This is a genomic window from Hymenobacter daecheongensis DSM 21074 (assembly GCF_900141805.1).
Taxonomy (GTDB): domain Bacteria; phylum Bacteroidota; class Bacteroidia; order Cytophagales; family Hymenobacteraceae; genus Hymenobacter; species Hymenobacter daecheongensis.
Genome location: NZ_FQYN01000004.1, coordinates 397421 through 413892, shown reverse-complemented (window position 1 = coordinate 413892; position 16472 = coordinate 397421). Strand labels below are relative to the sequence as shown.

General features: G+C 59.4%; 13 protein-coding genes. 8 read left to right on the top strand and 5 right to left on the bottom strand.

Features of this window, described 5'->3' with window-relative positions:
- The first annotated feature begins 88 nt into the window (after positions 1–88).
- From BUB62_RS19305 to rfbD, 4 genes are all read left to right on the top strand, one after another.
- Positions 89–265 (top strand): hypothetical protein, encoded by a 177-nt coding sequence (locus tag BUB62_RS19305; protein ID WP_159437437.1) that lies wholly within the window; start codon positions 89–91, stop codon positions 263–265.
- A 583-nt stretch (positions 266–848) separates the two neighbouring features.
- Positions 849–2207 (top strand): Ig-like domain-containing protein, encoded by a 1359-nt coding sequence (locus BUB62_RS09890; RefSeq protein WP_073109383.1) that lies wholly within the window; start codon positions 849–851, stop codon positions 2205–2207.
- Between the two features lie 136 nt (positions 2208–2343).
- Positions 2344–3294 carry a TIGR03915 family putative DNA repair protein gene (locus BUB62_RS09885; RefSeq protein ID WP_073109382.1) on the top strand — a complete coding sequence of 317 codons (951 nt, stop codon included), beginning with the start codon at positions 2344–2346 and terminating at the stop codon, positions 3292–3294.
- A gap of 38 nt (positions 3295–3332) precedes the next feature.
- Positions 3333–4190: a dTDP-4-dehydrorhamnose reductase gene (gene rfbD / locus BUB62_RS09880; RefSeq protein ID WP_073109379.1), complete on the top strand. Its 858-nt coding sequence runs from the start codon at positions 3333–3335 to the stop codon at positions 4188–4190.
- Between the two features lie 49 nt (positions 4191–4239).
- Here the strand turns inward: rfbD and BUB62_RS09875 are convergent, their stop codons facing one another.
- The gene (locus tag BUB62_RS09875) at positions 4240–4872 is read right to left on the bottom strand and encodes a hypothetical protein (protein WP_073109375.1); all 633 of its coding nucleotides are present in this window, start codon (positions 4870–4872) and stop codon (positions 4240–4242) included.
- A gap of 492 nt (positions 4873–5364) precedes the next feature.
- Entirely contained in the window at positions 5365–6297 is a 933-nt protein-coding gene (locus BUB62_RS09870) for an AraC family transcriptional regulator (RefSeq protein WP_073109372.1), read from the bottom strand.
- Positions 6298–6482: 185 nt separating this feature from the next.
- Between BUB62_RS09870 and BUB62_RS09865 the strand changes: the two genes are divergently transcribed.
- The 3 genes from BUB62_RS09865 to BUB62_RS09855 all read left to right on the top strand — a co-directional run bounded on the left by BUB62_RS09865 (position 6483) and on the right by BUB62_RS09855 (position 9082).
- Positions 6483–8012, top strand: coding sequence for an aldehyde dehydrogenase family protein (locus tag BUB62_RS09865; RefSeq protein WP_073109369.1), 1530 nt, complete (start codon positions 6483–6485; stop codon positions 8010–8012).
- 183 nt (positions 8013–8195) lie between these two features.
- Positions 8196–8591, top strand: coding sequence for a DUF779 domain-containing protein (locus BUB62_RS09860; protein ID WP_073109366.1), 396 nt, complete (start codon positions 8196–8198; stop codon positions 8589–8591).
- 185 nt (positions 8592–8776) lie between these two features.
- Positions 8777–9082 (top strand): hypothetical protein, encoded by a 306-nt coding sequence (locus tag BUB62_RS09855; protein ID WP_143164100.1) that lies wholly within the window; start codon positions 8777–8779, stop codon positions 9080–9082.
- A gap of 57 nt (positions 9083–9139) precedes the next feature.
- Here BUB62_RS09855 and BUB62_RS09850 read toward each other — a convergent pair whose 3' ends face one another.
- The 3 genes from BUB62_RS09850 to pbpC all read right to left on the bottom strand — a co-directional run bounded on the left by BUB62_RS09850 (position 9140) and on the right by pbpC (position 12882).
- Positions 9140–9607: a YybH family protein gene (locus tag BUB62_RS09850; protein WP_073109360.1), complete on the bottom strand. Its 468-nt coding sequence runs from the start codon at positions 9605–9607 to the stop codon at positions 9140–9142.
- Positions 9608–9693: 86 nt separating this feature from the next.
- Positions 9694–10206: a glycine zipper 2TM domain-containing protein gene (locus tag BUB62_RS09845; RefSeq protein WP_234988666.1), complete on the bottom strand. Its 513-nt coding sequence runs from the start codon at positions 10204–10206 to the stop codon at positions 9694–9696.
- A gap of 318 nt (positions 10207–10524) precedes the next feature.
- Positions 10525–12882 (bottom strand): penicillin-binding protein 1C, encoded by a 2358-nt coding sequence (gene pbpC, locus BUB62_RS09840; RefSeq protein WP_073109353.1) that lies wholly within the window; start codon positions 12880–12882, stop codon positions 10525–10527.
- 417 nt (positions 12883–13299) lie between these two features.
- Between pbpC and BUB62_RS09835 the strand changes: the two genes are divergently transcribed.
- Complete coding sequence (locus tag BUB62_RS09835) at positions 13300–16455, top strand: SusC/RagA family TonB-linked outer membrane protein (protein ID WP_073109350.1); 3156 nt, start codon at positions 13300–13302, stop codon at positions 16453–16455.
- The last annotated feature ends 17 nt before the right edge of the window (positions 16456–16472 follow it).

Sequence of the window (16472 nt, the reverse complement as noted above, 5' to 3'; positions counted from 1 at the left end):
AAGCCCACTAAAGCACCAGCCGAAAGCCAACAATAGCACATTACCCCATCAGCACATAAGCACATCAAAAAATCAACACATCGATCTTATGAACATCTCTCATCGCGCCGCCGACGCGCCGGCCGCTTCTGCTGAAACGAACAAATCCGGGAAGGTGGCCCGCATGGCATGCTGCTGCAAGCTGGCCGATCTGCTGCCGCTGGTGCAGCTGATGCATGCTGCCGCTCGCGCCGAAGCAGAAGCGCGGCAGCGGCGGGCGGCTTAGCGCCGCAGGTCGGGTAAAAGGGCCGGCCAGGAGCAGCGAGTTGCGTACCTAATGGCGCGCTTATTAGCGGGGCCTGTTGCTGCCGCGGAAGCGGGAGAAGGGCCGCCTTTTTTGGCGGGGGTGGGGTGGTGAAAGTGAGTGTAAGAAAAGTGGTTGCTCCTGCCGAATCGGTGGGTGAGCAACCACTTTTTTTTGCGCCTTTTCAGGCCGTGCCGAAGAGCAAAACAGGTGACCGGTGAGCGTACTGTCGGGCTCAAGAGCGGATTTACACTACTTTGTTTAGGGCATCAAATAGGCCACCCGGCTGGGCTGGCGCAGGTGTATACACTTACGGCACACGGTTTCAAAAAGGCTTCTGAGAGGTTACAAATCAATTAAATAAGCTTTGCTCTGCCGCTGAGATGTACTGGCTGCCGAATCGGCTATACGGTATGCACACAACAATCGGAGGCCGGAGCGGTGGCTTCCTGCTGCCGGGCCGGCTGCTTCGCTGACGGTGCAGCGAGAGAGCCGCGAGGCGGTGCCCGCTTTTTTTTCCTCGACCCAATTTTTTTTCTCACCCTTATTTTTTCCTCCCCAATCCATGAAAAAAAACAGCTACAATTTCCTGCCGTGCGCTGCCGCCGCCCGGGGCCTGTGGGCCCTGCTGGCGCTGCTGCTTTTCGGCAGCCCGCTGTGGGCTGCTGCCCCCGTCCGCCAGCTGCCGGCCGGCGTACTGGCCGACTACTGCTTCAACACGCCGAACTACTCCTTCAAGGCCGAAACCACCGGGCCCAATGTGACCTTCACCTTCAGTCCGGTGGGGGCGACAGCGGGCGGCAACCTGGCAATTATCTACATCCGCGAGGGCTCGGCCGGGGCTTACGCCGGCTACAATATGGTGAAGAATGCCGTCGGCGACTTCGTGCTCACCAGAGCCATTGCCACCGGAGTCGTGCTGAGCGTGTATTTTACGTATGAAGTAGGAGCCGGCGGGCCGCAGCAAAACTCGGCCGCTACTCCGCACAGCTACACGGTGGGCACCAACTGTCTGGTATCGGCCTCCAACGTGCCTCCCACGGTGAGCATGACCGCGCCGACGGCCAGCGGGGCAGTTTTCGCCGCGCCGGCCACCATCGTCCTCGCGGCCAATGCCGCCGACTCGGATGGCACGATTGCCAAAGTGGAATTTTTCCAGGGCACCACGCTGCTGGGGCAGGACCTCACGGCACCTTACACCTATACTTGGACGGGCGTGATAGGCGATACGTACTCGCTGACGGCCAAAGCCACCGACAATGGCAACGCCAACACCACCTCGACCCCGGTTTCGGTGCTGGTGCAGAGCGCCGACGGCTACTGCGCCACCCGCCCCGACTACGCCTATTCGGCCGTCACGACAGGCGCTAACGTGACCTTCACCTTTCACCCGATTGGCGCCACTGCCGGCGGCAATCTGGCCATTGTGTTCATTCGCGAAGGTTCCATTGGGGCTTATCCGGGCTACACGATGGTGAAAAACGCGGTGGGCGACTTCACGTTCACCAAAGCCATCGGCAGCGGCACCATCACGAGCGTGTATTTCACCTACGAGATTGGCCCCGGCGGACCGCAGCAAACCTCGGTGAGCAACCCGCACAGCTACACCGTGGGCACCAGCTGCCGCATTTCCGGCACCACTGCCACGGCCGGCCCCATGCTCACCACGCCGCTAAGCCTTGCGCCCAACCCCGGCCAAGACCGCACCCAGATCCGGTTTGCACCCACCATGGCCGGCCCTTATCAGGTCACGCTTTCCGATGTGAGGGGCCGTCAGGTTGCGGTTGTGGGAGCGGGCAAGGCCAGTGCGGGGCAGCAGCTTGTGCTCCCGCTGAGCCTGCAGCAGCTGGCCAACGGAATCTACCTCGTGCAGCTCCTGACCGGCCAGGGCGTAGCCACGCAGCGGCTGGTCGTTAATCGGTAAGATTACCGCAGCAAAACGCCGGCAGGGCTCCTGCCGGCGTTTTTGGGGTTCGGCTGCAGCCTGCGGGCCGGAGCGGGCAAAGCGTGCCCGAACTCCGACGGCGGCCGTGCGTATCGAATGGTTGTTTTGCTTCCGTATGAAACCAATTCGTCGCCCGGCCAGCTCCGTGGGTGCTGCTGCCCACCGCCCGGCTGCCCCGTTGCTCACCGCGCCCCCACTCGACTACACCTACGACGGCTCTTTTGAGGGGCTGCTGTCGGTGCTGTTTGCCGTGTACGACCGCCGGGCCGCGCCCAACAGTATTCAGCCAGTAGGCGCGGCGCAGGGTGGCTTGTTTGCGCAGCCCGTATTCATCGATACCCACGAAGCCACCGCCGCCCGCGTGTGGGAGGGCCTGCTGCGCCACCTCGACGAGGAAGCCCGTACGCGGCTGTTTCACACGTTTCTGAGTGAGGATGCCGACCGGGAAATGCTCATTTTCCGCTACGCCGATCTGGCCATGCGCTCGGCTCAGGATATTTCGGAAAACTACGCCGACGATACCGTGCGTCGCATTCAGCGCCTAGCCCAGCAGATGTACCGCGAAAAGCACCGCATGGAAGCCTTCGTGCGCTTCGAGAAAACCCAGGACGGCCTGTTTCACGCCACCATCGAGCCCGATTTCGACGTGCTGCCGCTTATCGCGCCGCACTTCACCAAGCGCTATGCTGACCAGCGCTGGCTGATCTTCGACAAGCGCCGCCGCTACGGCCTGTACTACGACCTGACGCGCACCGACGTAGTGCAGTTTGAAGCCAACACGCCGCAGCGCAATACCGATATATCCGCCACCGTGCTCGACGAGCGGGAGCCGCTGTTTCGGCTGCTCTGGCAGTCGTATTTCGACCACGTAAACATCCCGGAGCGCAAAAACATAAAGCTGCACCGTCGCCACATGCCGCTGCGCTATTGGAAGTATCTGAGCGAAAAGCAGCCCCGGGAGCAGCGGTTCGAGCCCATCAAAAACAAGCGGCCGGTGCGGCCGGAGGGGCCGCTGCTGCCGCCAGCCGGCGCGGCCGATGCGGAAACCGAAGCCGGAAATGGCTAATTTGCGGCCATACATTCCTCTTCCCTTTTCTGCTTTCTATGGGTACGACACTCGTTTTCGGTGGGGCCGGCCAGCTGGGCCAATGCCTGCAGCACGTTGCGCAGGAGCGCCAGCTTACCAGCCTCGTTTTTCTGCCCGAAGCGCAGGCCAATATCCTGAACGTAGACACGCTGACGGCCGTTTTTGCCCGGCACCAACCCACCTACGTTATCAACTGCGCCGCCTACACGGCCGTGGATAAGGCCGAAGACGAAGTGGACCTAGCCCGGGGCGTAAACCGCGACGGCGTGGAAAACCTAGCGCGGCTATGCGCCGCCCACGGCAGCACGCTCATCCATATTTCCACCGATTTCGTGTTTGCGGGCACCGGCAACCAGCCCCTGGTAGAAACCGACGAGGCCGCGCCCATCAGCATCTACGGCCTCACCAAGCTGGAAGGTGAACAGGTGATTCCGGCCCATACGAGCCGTTTTTTCATTCTGCGCACCAGCTGGCTGTATTCCGAATACGCCAACAACTTCGTGAAAACGATGCTCCGGTTTGGCAAGGAGCGAGAGGAACTGCGCGTCATCTGGGACCAGCTTGGTACGCCCACCTACGCCATCGACTTGGCCGGCTGTATCCTGACCATCATCGAAAGCCAGAATCAGGCATTTGGCCTCTATCACTATAGCAACGAAGGCGTTACGTCGTGGTACGATTTCGCCAAGGCCATCTTCGAGCTGAGCCATACGCCGGTACGCACGCTGCCCATCCGCACCGCCGAATATCCCACCAAAGCCACCCGCCCCGCCTTCTCGGTGATGGACAAAACCAAAGCTAAAACCAAGCTCCAGGTAGCCATTCCGCACTGGCGCGACAGTTTGCAGGTGTGCCTGGGGCGGTTGGAAGCGTAGTGCGCCTGCTTCCCTGGTTTAGGATAGCCGACAGCGCGCAGGCCTGCCTTTAGTTTTCAGGGCTGGGCTGGCGGGCCTCATTGCCGGGGGCCTGCTGGCCATCCGACGCCCGAAGCTCGTTGGGCTTATCGGCAGTATCGTTGGCTCCGCCAAGGCCAGCGGCATACTGGAACCCGATGACACTCTTCTCAGCGACTGGGTTTTCGGGGCTGTTGCCGGGCGCGGCGGGTGCCGGAACGCTGCTGGCGGGCTGGGCCAGAGGGTTAGCCGGTTGGAGCGGAGCACTGACGGATATTTCTATTGGAATAGATAACGTCAGCGTCGTTGGATTCTCAGGCGTGGTTGCAGCGGCCACGCTGCCGGGTTGCGCGTGGGTGGGTTGAATAGCGGCAGCGGTTGGCGCAGGCCCGGCGGCAGCAACGGGAATGGTGATGACGGCCGCAATCGGGGCTGCCTGGGCAGTCGGAAGCGGAGCGGCGGCGGCAACCGGAGCTGGCTGTGCGGCCGCAATGGGGGCGGGTGCAGCGGCTGCCGTGGGAGCCGGGTTAGCCTGCGCAGCCGGGATGGCACCAGCCTCAGCGGTTGGCGCAGGATTGGAGGCGGCAATCGGCTCCTGATTTGGATTTTGGTCCTGGGGAGCCTGATTGTCAGCCAGCGGCGTAGAAGAAGATTGCGTATTCATTGGGAAGGGGGGGGAAGGATGAAAAACAAACGGGCCAAGCCCGACCGTACTGTTCTCGATACATCAAGCGCAAACAGCTGTTGCTGTCTCTGGTAGCACGCACGAGGCATTTTCACCAACCCCGTTACCTTCTGGTCCTTATTCGGTCAACATTCCGCCAACACCCTCCAACACCCTCCCTTCGCCTACCGGGCAGAATATCTATTTAGTATATATAAAGATATATAAATCGGTTAATAAAAGTTTCTTTTTCAGATTTGGGTCAGTGTCAAAAACGGTTGAGCCGTTACGGCACCAAGCCAGCGTCTGCGTCACTATTGCGCCAACGCTTGTAATGGTCTGGCATGTGCTCGTGAGTCAGCGGTGGGCTCCGGGTGTCGGCACGAAGGGGCAAGCGTAGTGGAAAGAACGACAGTAGCGGGCCGCAATGGCCGGCTTCCGCCGCTGCTTTCAGCGAGGCAAGCTAATGGGGCCGCAGGCACTGCCGCCGCGCTACCCTGCCGCGTACTGCTTTTTATACAGTCCCGGCGTCACGCCTTCGTATTGCTTGAACAGCTTCTGAAAATAAGCCGTGTTGTTGAAGCCGGCCCGAAAACATACGTCGGCCACGGTGCTGAGCGGATGGCGCAGTAGGCGCTTGGCTTCCGTGAGGCGCTCCTGAATGATGTATTCGATGGGCGTGAGGCCCAGCTCGCGCTTGAAGACCCGGAAGAATGTGGCCTTGCTCATGCAGGCCAGCTCCGAGAGCTTTTCCACGGTGAGCTGCTCGGTGAGGTGCTGCTTGATGTAGTGCACCACGTGCGCGAAGCGGTGGGAGGTGAGGTGCTGCTGGTAGTTATGGAAAATGAGTTGTCGGGCCTGCGTCTGCATGAGGCGCACCAGCATTTCCTGAATGGTGAAGTTGGCCAGCACATCCTTCACGCGGCCCGTGTCGCGGGAGAGCTGCACGAGGCGCTCCAGCGTGCCGGTCAGCTCGGGTGTGTTCTGGAAGTGGGCGTGGTCGGTGGTGGTGTCCAGGTGCCAGGGCAGGTGCTCTTCGGCGCGGGGCTGCTGCTCGTTGAGCAGGTCAATGGTCTGGCGGATGGTATCGGTGGGAATGGCCACGGCCAGGCACTGCGTGGGGTTGGTGGCATCGGCCTCGGGGAAGTCGATAACCATCGTTTGGTCCTGCCCCACTATCACCGACTCGCCCGGCAGATATGCAAAGGCCGGGCGGCCGGGTAGGTGCATCACTTTTTTGCCGCGCAGCATGGTGGTCAGCACCAGATTGCCCATACTGAGCGGCACCTGATGGGCCATTTGGTGCGTTTCAAACACATTCAGCTCAAAGGCTTCTAGGCTGTATACCGTACGGTTTTCGACCAGCGTGGAAAGCTGGGCCGGAGCGTGCAGGGGCAGCGCAGTGGGCAGATGAGCGGCTGGCATGGGCGGTAGGTTTGGGCGGCGAGGATAGGCAGGGACGAAAAGCCTGTTCATAAGGTAGTAAGTACTCACCAAAGTTGCGACAATAGGCTGCTTTTGTGCGACGATAAGAGAGCTGTTGAACGTGGGAAGGAGCCTAGCTTGGGCTAGTCAAAACGTCTGTATTTCCCACCTTCAAACTACCCTTCATGGAAACCCTGGAAAGCACCTCTACGCTGGTAGCCCGGCCCAAATTCAAGTCGCACTACGACAACTTTATCGGGGGCAAGTGGGTGGCTCCGGTGAAGGGCCAGTACTTCGAAAACCCTTCACCTATTGATGGCAAGGCGTTTTGCAAAGTGGCCCGCAGTACCAAGGAAGACATTGAGCTGGCCCTCGATGCCGCCCACGAAGCCTTCAAAACCTGGGGCAAAGCCTCGGCCACCACGCGCAGCAACGTGCTGCTGAAAATTGCCGACATCATGGAGGCCAACCTGGCCCACTTGGCGGCCGTCGAAACGGTGGAAAACGGCAAAGCCATCCGCGAAACCATGGCCGCCGACCTGCCGCTGGCCATCGACCACTTCCGGTACTTCGCCGGCGTGATTCGGGCCGAGGAAGGCTCGGCCACCGAGCTGAACGAAACCACTTTATCCTTGGTGATTCAGGAGCCGCTGGGCGTGGTGGGGCAGATTATTCCGTGGAACTTCCCGCTGCTGATGGCCACCTGGAAAATGGCTCCCGCCTTGGCCGCCGGCTGCTGCATCGTGGTGAAGCCGGCCGAGCAAACGCCCGCCAGCATCATGGTTCTCATGGAGATGATTCAGGACATTGTGCCCGCCGGTGTGATTAACGTGGTGAATGGCTTCGGGCTGGAAGCCGGCAAGCCGCTGGCCAGCAACAAGCGCGTGCAGAAAGTGGCCTTCACCGGCGAAACCACCACCGGCCGCCTCATTCTGCAATACGCCGCCGAAAATATCATCCCCGTGACGATGGAGCTGGGCGGCAAATCGCCCAATATCTTCACCAAATCGGTGATGGACCACGACGACGATTTCCTGGATAAGTGTCTGGAAGGCGCAGCTATGTTTGCCCTGAACCAAGGCGAAATCTGCACCTGCCCCTCGCGCCTGCTCATTCATGAGGATATCTACGATGCCTTTATGCCCCGCCTGATTGAGCGGGTGAAAGCCATCAAGCTCGGCCACCCCCTCGACCCCAGCACCATGATGGGGGCGCAGGCCAGCAACGACCAGTACGAGAAAATTCTGAGCTACCTGGAAATCGGGAAGGCCGAAGGCGCCGAGGTGCTGACCGGCGGCGAAGCGCACCGCGACCATGAGCATGACGAGCTGACCGACGGCTACTACATTCAGCCTACCATCTTCCGGGGGCACAACAAAATGCGGATTTTCCAGGAGGAAATTTTCGGCCCGGTGCTGTCGGTCACTACGTTCAAAGACAACGAGGAGGCCATTGAGCTGGCCAATGACACGCTTTACGGCCTCGGGGCCGGCCTCTGGAGCCGCGACGCCCACGAGCTGTACACGATGCCTCGCGCCATTCAGGCCGGCCGCGTGTGGGTGAACTGCTACCACGACTACCCCGCCGGGGCTCCGTTCGGCGGCTACAAAGCCTCCGGCTTTGGCCGCGAAAACCACAAGATGATGCTGGCCCACTACCGCCAGACCAAAAACATGCTCATTAGCTACAGCCAGCAGAAACTGGGCTTTTTTTAGGCAAGTGGTGAAGTTGTAAAAAAACGCCTGTCATCCTGAGCTTGCGAAGGACCTTGTGCCAGCTGAACGACCATCGTTGTCACGACCCGTTCTTGCCTGATAAGGTCCTTCGCAAGCTCAGGATGACAGGCGTTTTTTTACAACTCCACAACCCCACAACCTCACAACTTCACCATCTCACCTATGCCCACTCCCCGCGTCCTCGCCACGCCCGCCGCCGAAGCCACCATCGACCTGCTGCGCGATGAAAACGGCCCGCTCATGTTCCATCAGAGCGGGGGCTGCTGCGACGGGTCGTCGCCGATGTGCTTTGCTAAGGGCGAGTTTCGTATTGGCGGCAACGACGTGTGGCTGGGCCAGATCCACGGCTGCGACTTTTTTATGAGCACCTCGCAGTTTGAGTACTGGCAGCACACCCAGCTCACCGTAGACGTAACCAAGGGTCGGGGAGCCAGCTTTTCGCTGGAAATCCCACTCGGCGTGCGGTTCCTGATTCGCTCCCGGCTCTTTACGGAGGCTGAATCCAAAGACATGGCACCGGTGATGCAGGGCGAGGAGTATCTGGAGCAGCAGGCGTAGCAGTATTTTAGGGCGTCCTGCTGAGCTTGTCGAAGCATCTCTCCCGCTTCGATAAGTTACCATTGCAACGAAGCGGGAGAGATGCTTCGACAAGCTCAGCAGGACATTCGTAATTAATTCAGACAGCTTCTAAGAGGCGCAGTATGCCGTGCCGCCTCGCCCCGTGTTTGGCCGTACTGCCTGCTATGCTCACTACTCCGCTACTACAAGTGAAAGACAGCTTCAGCCTGACCGGCCTGGGCGTGCTGTTGCTAGCCGAAGTAACCACGGCTGCCCTGGCACGGCTCGATTTGCATACCGTATGGCCCGTGCGGCTGGTATTGCCCGATGGCCGGCAGGAAAACGCCACGGCCAGCGTGGAGGAAATAACCCGGCCCACCGAGGTTGGCGCGGCTGATACCCCGGCGCGGGCGTTGCTGCTCACGCATGAGGGTGCGGCGCTGGTGCCGGCCGGCACCCAGGTGTTTCTAGTGCCACCAGCGGAAACGTAAAAGCCCGGCACGCGGGAGGCGCACCGGGCTTTTAGCAAGCAAAAGCAGCGTATCTGATTATCTCACCCGCACCGGTAGCCCTTCGAGCTGGGCGTAGCTGAGTTTCCAGACACCTTTGGGGTTTTTCTTCCAGAGTAAGATGAAGTTGCCTTCACCCTGGCCCATGGGCACGCCGGGCGAAGTCGGAATCACGTCCACGTTGTAGGTACCGCCTTCGTAGGCCGTCTGGGCATCGGTGGCGGAGCTGGCCACGTTCAGGCGCAGGTTGGAGATGGTGCCCATCGTTTCGCGCACCCAGCGGTTCGATACTTCCGAGCGGCCCTGAAAATGGGTGGCACCCTGCAGAAAATGCACGTCGTCGGCAAACATGGTATCGAGCTGGATGGCGTTTTTGCTGTTCCAGGCACTGATAAACTGCTGATTGAGCGCCTGCGCCGTCACCGTTGGAGTGGCCGGGTCGGCGGTCTTGGTGCAGGAAGTGGCAAGGGCGGCTGAAAGAGGCAAAATCCAGAGGAAGGACTTCATAGAACCAGGTTTTGGTGAACGATGGAAAAGAATTTCGCCGACCCCGGCGCAGGGCTGGAGTCGGCGAAAGTAAGAGAAATCCGGACTTACCAGCTTTTTCTACGCACTTCCGAAGTGCCGTAGGCACTGTTCCGGTCGCCATACGACTCGTTGGGCAGGTAGCCGGCGGCTACGGGGCCATTGCTGGCGGTCAGCATCATCGGGGTGGTGGTGGCGGCAAAGCCATTGGCCATCATTGGGTATTGTTGCTGCTGCTTGGCCTGGGCCAGCTCTGCTTTACGCTCGGCGGCCGCTACGCGGCGGGCCAAAGCAGCCCGCTCAGCCCGCTCATTCGCGGCCCGGTTGGCGGCAGCCCGCTCAATGGCCGCCAGACGGGCGGCTTCCTTGCGGCGGTTATCAGTGCGCTTGCCAATGGCATAGCCTACGCCCGCCCCAGCCACGCCGCCTACCACGCCACCCACGGCGCGGTTGCGCTTATGAATGAGGGCTCCGGCCGCCGCGCCGCCCAGGCCCCCAATCAGGGTGCCTTTGGCCTGCGGGCTCCACTTCTTTCTTTCCTGAGCCTGGGCCACATCACCGAAAACGGCGGTGAAAATCATAACCAACGCGAGAATCCAACTGAACTTTTTCATGGCTAAATCTTTAGGGTTTAAGCTACTGGATGGTCAGTGATACGGGGATATTGGCAAGCACCGTGCCAACCCAGCCCCACCGGCAGCGCGGTGTGGCCAGCATATACGGGTTTTGCTATGCAGAAAGTTCCGCGCTACGGGTAGCGCCCGGCTTTTGACAGGTGGTTCACTAACAGGTTTTTAGTGCTTTCAGCCAGGCCAGGCCAAGTTGGTTTGCCTTGGCCGACGTAGCGGCTGCGCGGGTTGCTGAAATAGCAAATACGCTGCTGGCACCCGCGTGGGCCGCTACAGCTCCGTTACTGTCACCCGCACATCGGTGTTGCGGCCGTGGTCGTCGGCGCAGGATATTTTGAGTTGGCCGGGTGGTGGCCGGAAGAAAATCCGCTCAGTAGCTGGTGCCACCCGCAGAAAACGGTCATTAACGTACCAATACACCTGGCGCACTTCGCCGTCGGTGGTGCAGCTGAGCAGGAGTTGCTGCTGCTCGCCCTTATTGAGCACGTATTCCGCATTAGCCAGCGGCGAAGTGATGCCTGGGGCCTGCTCCCGCCCGCCCCGCACCCGCTGGCACGCCGGATTGTGCGGTGGCCGCTGCCGATACGGAATCCCTTGCGCCGCCCTGAACGCCACTACCTCGGGCAGCAGCTCCGGGTACAGCGCCCGCCGAAACCCCGCGGCCGGCGCACAGGCCCGGCAAAACGCAAACTGCCCGTCGGCCGAAAGCAGCACCTCGCGCTGGTGCTGGCAGCGCTGGGCGGTAGAAATGCCGGGCAGGAAATAGTCGATGAGCTGATTGGGGCAGTTTTCGCCGGGCGGCAAGCCGGTTTCAGTGCACACCAGTCGGAAATCGAGGCTGGCCGGGGGCTGAAACCAGTTGTTGGGCGAGTTGTAGGCCAGCGTATTGAACAGGTCGAAGAGCAGGGGCGTAGCCACATCGGAGCCAGTGAGGGCGGGGCTGCCCTGCCCGCTGAAATTGCCCACCCACACGCCGATAGTGTACTCCTTATTATATCCGATGCTCCAGGCATCGCGGCGGCCATAGCTGGTGCCGGTTTTCCAGGCTATTTTGGGCAGCCGGATGCTGGTTTCGTAGCCCACCGGCAAATCGGGGCGGGTGAGTTGGGCCAGGATGTCGGTGATGAGAAAAGCGGAAGCCTCGGAAAATAGCTGTGAATCCTGAATTGATTCTACCGGCTGCTTTTGCTTCCGATTTTCAGAGCGGACTCCATTCTCACTTCTCAAGTCTTCATTTTTACCTGCGAAGCGCAGCGGCGCGTATTGGCCGCCAGCGGCCAGCGTCACATATAGGTTGGTCAGCTCTTCCAGCGTAGCCCCGCAGCCGCCCAGGATGGTGCTCAGGCCCAGACGGGGCGCGTCGCGGGCTACGCGCCGGAAGCCGGCCGCCCGCAGCTTATCCGTGAAGGTAGGCACGCCCAGCTCCGACAGCACCCGCACGGCCGGAATGTTGAGCGAATAGGCTAGGGCACGGTCCAGAGGCACTTCGCCGTGGCAGCGCTTGTCGAAATTTTCGGGTTGGTAGCCGGCAAAGTTGGTGGGCACATCGGGCAGCAGCCTCTTGGGCGTCACGAGGCCCTTATCCAGCGCCAGCGCGTAGAGCAGCGGCTTGAGCGTGCTGCCCGGCGAGCGTACGGCCCGGATGCCATCGTTCTGGCCCTTATTCAGCGCATCCCGGAAATCAGCGGAGCCCACGTACGCTTCCACGGCTCGGGTGCGGTTATTAATTACCAGCACGGCAGCGTTGCTGATGCCCAGCGGCTGCAGACGGCGCACGTAGTTGCGGGTCAGGTCTTCGGCCTTGGCCTGCTTGCCGCGCTGCAGCGTGGAGGCGATGATGGCCTGACCCGGAAACTGCCGCACCAGCCGCCGGGCCAGGTGCGGGGCCAGCGCGGGGGCCGCTTGGCGGCGCGCGGCCAGGGGCTCGAGCAGCGCATCGGCAATGGCCTGCCGCGAAAAAGCCCCCTGCTGCCCCAGCCGCCGCAGCCAGCGGTTCCGCTCGCGCACGATAGCCGCGTTGTGCTGCCCCAGCACCAGCCCCCGCGGCCGGTTCGGGATGATGGCCAGCGTCACGGTCTGGGCTAGGGATAGGTAATCGGGTGGCTGCTGGAAATACAGCAGCGCCGCCGACTTCACCCCTTCGATATTGCCTCCGTAAGGCACCAGATTCAGGTATAGCTGCAGAATCTCAGCTTTGCTGTAGTGGGCCTCCAATTGCACCGCTCGCAGCATTTCCAGCAGCTTATTGGGCCAGGTGCGCTCTTTGGGTTCCAGCAGCCGCGCCACCTGCATGGTAATAGTGCTGGCTCCGGTGGTGCGGCCCGCGCCAAAAGCATTGCGGCCCGCCGCCTTGAGAATAGCCAGCGGATTGATGCCGAAATGGTAGTAGAAGTAGCGGTCTTCCTTGGCAAGGATGATCTGGCGTAGTGCGGGCGTTATTTCGCGCAACTCCGTTTTCATCCGCCACTTCTGCGTCGGGTTCAGAAAAGTGTGCAGCACCGTGCCATCGGCCGCCAGCACGATAGGGGAGTAGCGCGGCGCGGGCGGCAGCGGAAAAAGCCGATCCAACAGGCCGCCCAAGCCACCAAGCAGCAATACCAGCCAGAGGAAAGGCGCAAGGCGACGCATGGCAGAAAGAGAAAGTCGGGACGCTGAGAAAGTCAGCTTGGGGGTGCCGCAAGGTACATATTCGGTACTGCCAGTTTTAGCATCCTCATGTTAGCTAATGTATCTCAATGACCGATGAGGCATAACGGCAGCGTTGTGACTCAGTTGCTGAGATGGCTCGTGGATACAGTGTTCAAGTAAGCAGAACGGTAATTATAGAACAACCTTTTGCTCACAAGGTGGTTGACATATATCGATTTAGGCTATTGCATTATAGCTCCTCAAAGCTCACGGCTATTTATATGTTGCATACTCATTTGTTAAAAATGTTTTAAAAAAAGACAGTTTTTTTGTTCTATCTGGTTTTATGAATAATACACCTCTTTGTTATAAATTGCCCTCAGACTTTCACCTTTTTCATTACCAACCCCATTCTGCATGAAAAAAATCGTACTCATGAGTTTCTTACTCATGCTCACTCTGCTGCAGCAGGTGACAGCCCAAAACCGGAACATCTCCGGGCGGGTAACAGACCGCCAGTCGGGCGATGGCCTGCCAGGGGTTACGGTCTTGTTGAAAGGCACAACTAATGGCGTGTCAACTAATTCGGACGGCAGCTTTACTTTGAGCGCCCCTGCCGAAGGCGGTACACTCGTGTTCAGCTCCGTAGGTTACTTGCCTTCAGAGCGGCAGATTGGCAACGAAACCCAGATTAATATTGGGTTGTCGACTGATTCCAAACAGCTTAGCGAAGTTGTCGTGACGGCTTTTGGTCGTGAGCAGGAGAAAAAAGCCTTGGGCTTCTCCGTGTCGGAAGTGAAATCGCAGGAGCTGACGCAGGCGCGCTCGACCAACGTGGTAAACTCGCTGACGGCGAAAGTGGCTGGCGTGCGCGTGCAGGGTTCTAGCGGTATGGTGGGTGCCTCGTCCAACATCTTCATCCGCGGCATGACGACTTTCACGGGCAGCAACCAGCCCTTGTTCGTGGTAGATGGTATTCCAATTGACAACGGTGGGGGCACCAATGCACTGCAACAAGGCGTCGCCAACTCCAACCGGGCCATCGACCTGAACCAGGATGACATTGAATCGGTGTCTATTCTGAAAGGCCCTGCCGCCGCCGTGCTGTATGGCTCGCGGGCTGCTTCGGGCGCTGTGGTTATCACCACCAAGAAGGGAGCTACCCTGGGGACCAAAAAACAGTCGATTACCTTCAGCTCCAACTATAACATCGTTAAAGTTGGTCGTACGCCGGACTATCAGAACGAATTTGCCCAGGGCAACTCGGGCGTATTCGGGCCGATAACCCAGATGTCGTGGGGACCCCGCGTAACGGGCCAGACGGTGAAAAACTTCCGTGGCGAGGATGAGGTGCTGAGCATCAATCCTGACAACGTAACCAGCATCTTCAAAACCGGCTCAAACTTCCAGAACAACGTGTCGCTGTCGGGCGCTACCGAGCGCACCCGTTACTATGCTTCCTATGGCAACCTGCACGAAGTTGGCATTCTGGACAACAACGACCTGAAGCGCAACACGGTTACCTTCAACGGCAACGCCCAACTGACCAACAAGCTGCGCACGGGCACCAACGTCATTTTTTCGAACAGCGTATCGAAGCGCACCATTCAGGGCAACTCGCTGGCAAACCCGTTCTTCCACTCGTGGGTGCTGCCCCGCTCGTTCGATGTATTCAAATATCCGTTTGAGCAGCCGAGCGGCGGCCAGCAGAACGCCCAGGTGGTTGGTACATTCACTACAAACAACACGTTCTTCGGGGCCAGCGACAACCCGTTGTGGTCGATCAAAAACAACACCTATGACGACGAGACAAACCGTATCGTAGGCAACGTCAGCATTGGCTACGACTTCACCGACTGGCTCTCGCTGGATTACAAGCTCGGCACGGATACCTATTCACAGCAGTTTAAGTATGTGAATGCCCGCGACAGCCGCGGCATCACCGTAACGTATGGCGGGGGCGGCTCCTTTGTAGGCAACATCCAGGATGAAACCTACAACCGCCGCGAAATCAGCTCCTACCTCACGCTGAATATCCGGCGCGATATTTCGGAAAACTTCAACGCGCGCCTGTTGCTGGGCAACGAAATCAACCAGCGCCGCACCGACGGGCTGGTAGTAGTGGGCTCCGATATTCAGGTACGCGGCTTCAACAACATTTCGAACACGAAAAACTACACGCCGTTCGCCGAAAAAACCTCCCGTCGCCTGATTGGGGTATATGGTGATCTGCAGCTGGGCTTCAAAAACTTCGCCTTCCTGAACCTGTCGGGTCGGAATGACTATTCCTCTACCTTCAGCAAAAACAAGCGCAGCTACTTCTACCCCGGTGCTTCGGCCAGCATCGTTCTTAGCGACGCTATTCCTATGCTGAAGGAAAACAGCGTGCTGGATCAGTTCAAAATTCGGGCAGCTGCTGCCCAGGTAGGCCGCGAAGCCCCAGTATATGGCACCAACACGACTTACCAGACCACGAGCGTGACCGATGGTTTCGGCCCGGCCATCAACTACCCGTTCCTGAACCAAGTCGGTCTGACCTACAACAACGTGGGGGGTAACATTGACCTCGGACCCGAATTTACGACCAGCTACGAAGCCGGCGCCGATCTGAATTTCTTCAAAGGCCGCTTGGGCATTGAGGCTACCTATTACGTTCAGAAGAGCAAGGATATCATTTTCGCCGTGCCCTTCTCGGCCACGTCGGGTTTCACCAGTGTGAACCGCAACATCGGTACTGCCGAAGCGCGCGGTATTGAGCTGATGATCAGCAGCACCCCCATCAAGGCGGGTAGCTTCACCTACAGCAACTCCTTCAACTACTCGCGCGTGCGCAACAAAGTGTTGGAGCTGGCTCCCGGTGTCACCTTCATTCAGCTCGGTGGCTTCACCACGCCCGGCACGCGCCTGATTGCCGGCCAGCCCTACGGTGTACTGTTCGGCTCGAAATTCCTGCGTCAGAACGGCGACTCCGGTCCCCTGCTGCTGAACGCACAGGGCCGTACGCAGCAACAGCCGGATAACGGCGTTATCGGGGATCCTAACCCGGACTGGACGGGTGGTATTACCAACAACTTTGCCTACAAAGGTTTGACGCTGAGCACGCTGCTGGATGTTCGCGTAGGCGGAGACATCGTATCGCGCAATGTGTTCGACTTGCGCCGCAACGGGGCAGCAAAGGAAACCGGCGACCGGACCCGTACCTACATCATTGATGGCGTAATCAAGCAGGCCGACGGCACCTTCGCTCCTAACAACGTGCAGGTGACGGCCGAAAACTACTTCACCGATCTGTGGGGCTCGGGCCCTTACGAATTCGCTGTGTTCGACGGCTCCTGGTTGCGTCTGCGCGAAGTGGCGCTGAACTACTCTTTGCCCAAGACGCTCACCGACAAAACTTTCTTCGGTGCCGTAGAATTGGGTCTGAATGCCCGCAACCTCTTCCTGTATGCCCCCAACATTCCGCACATCGATCCGGAAGTAAATACCACAGGCGTCAGCAACTCGCAAGGGTTTGAGTTCAACTCCCTGCCCCAGTCGAAGATGTACGGCGGCTCTATTCGCCTTACTTTCTAATACCTTTAGTTCTTTAA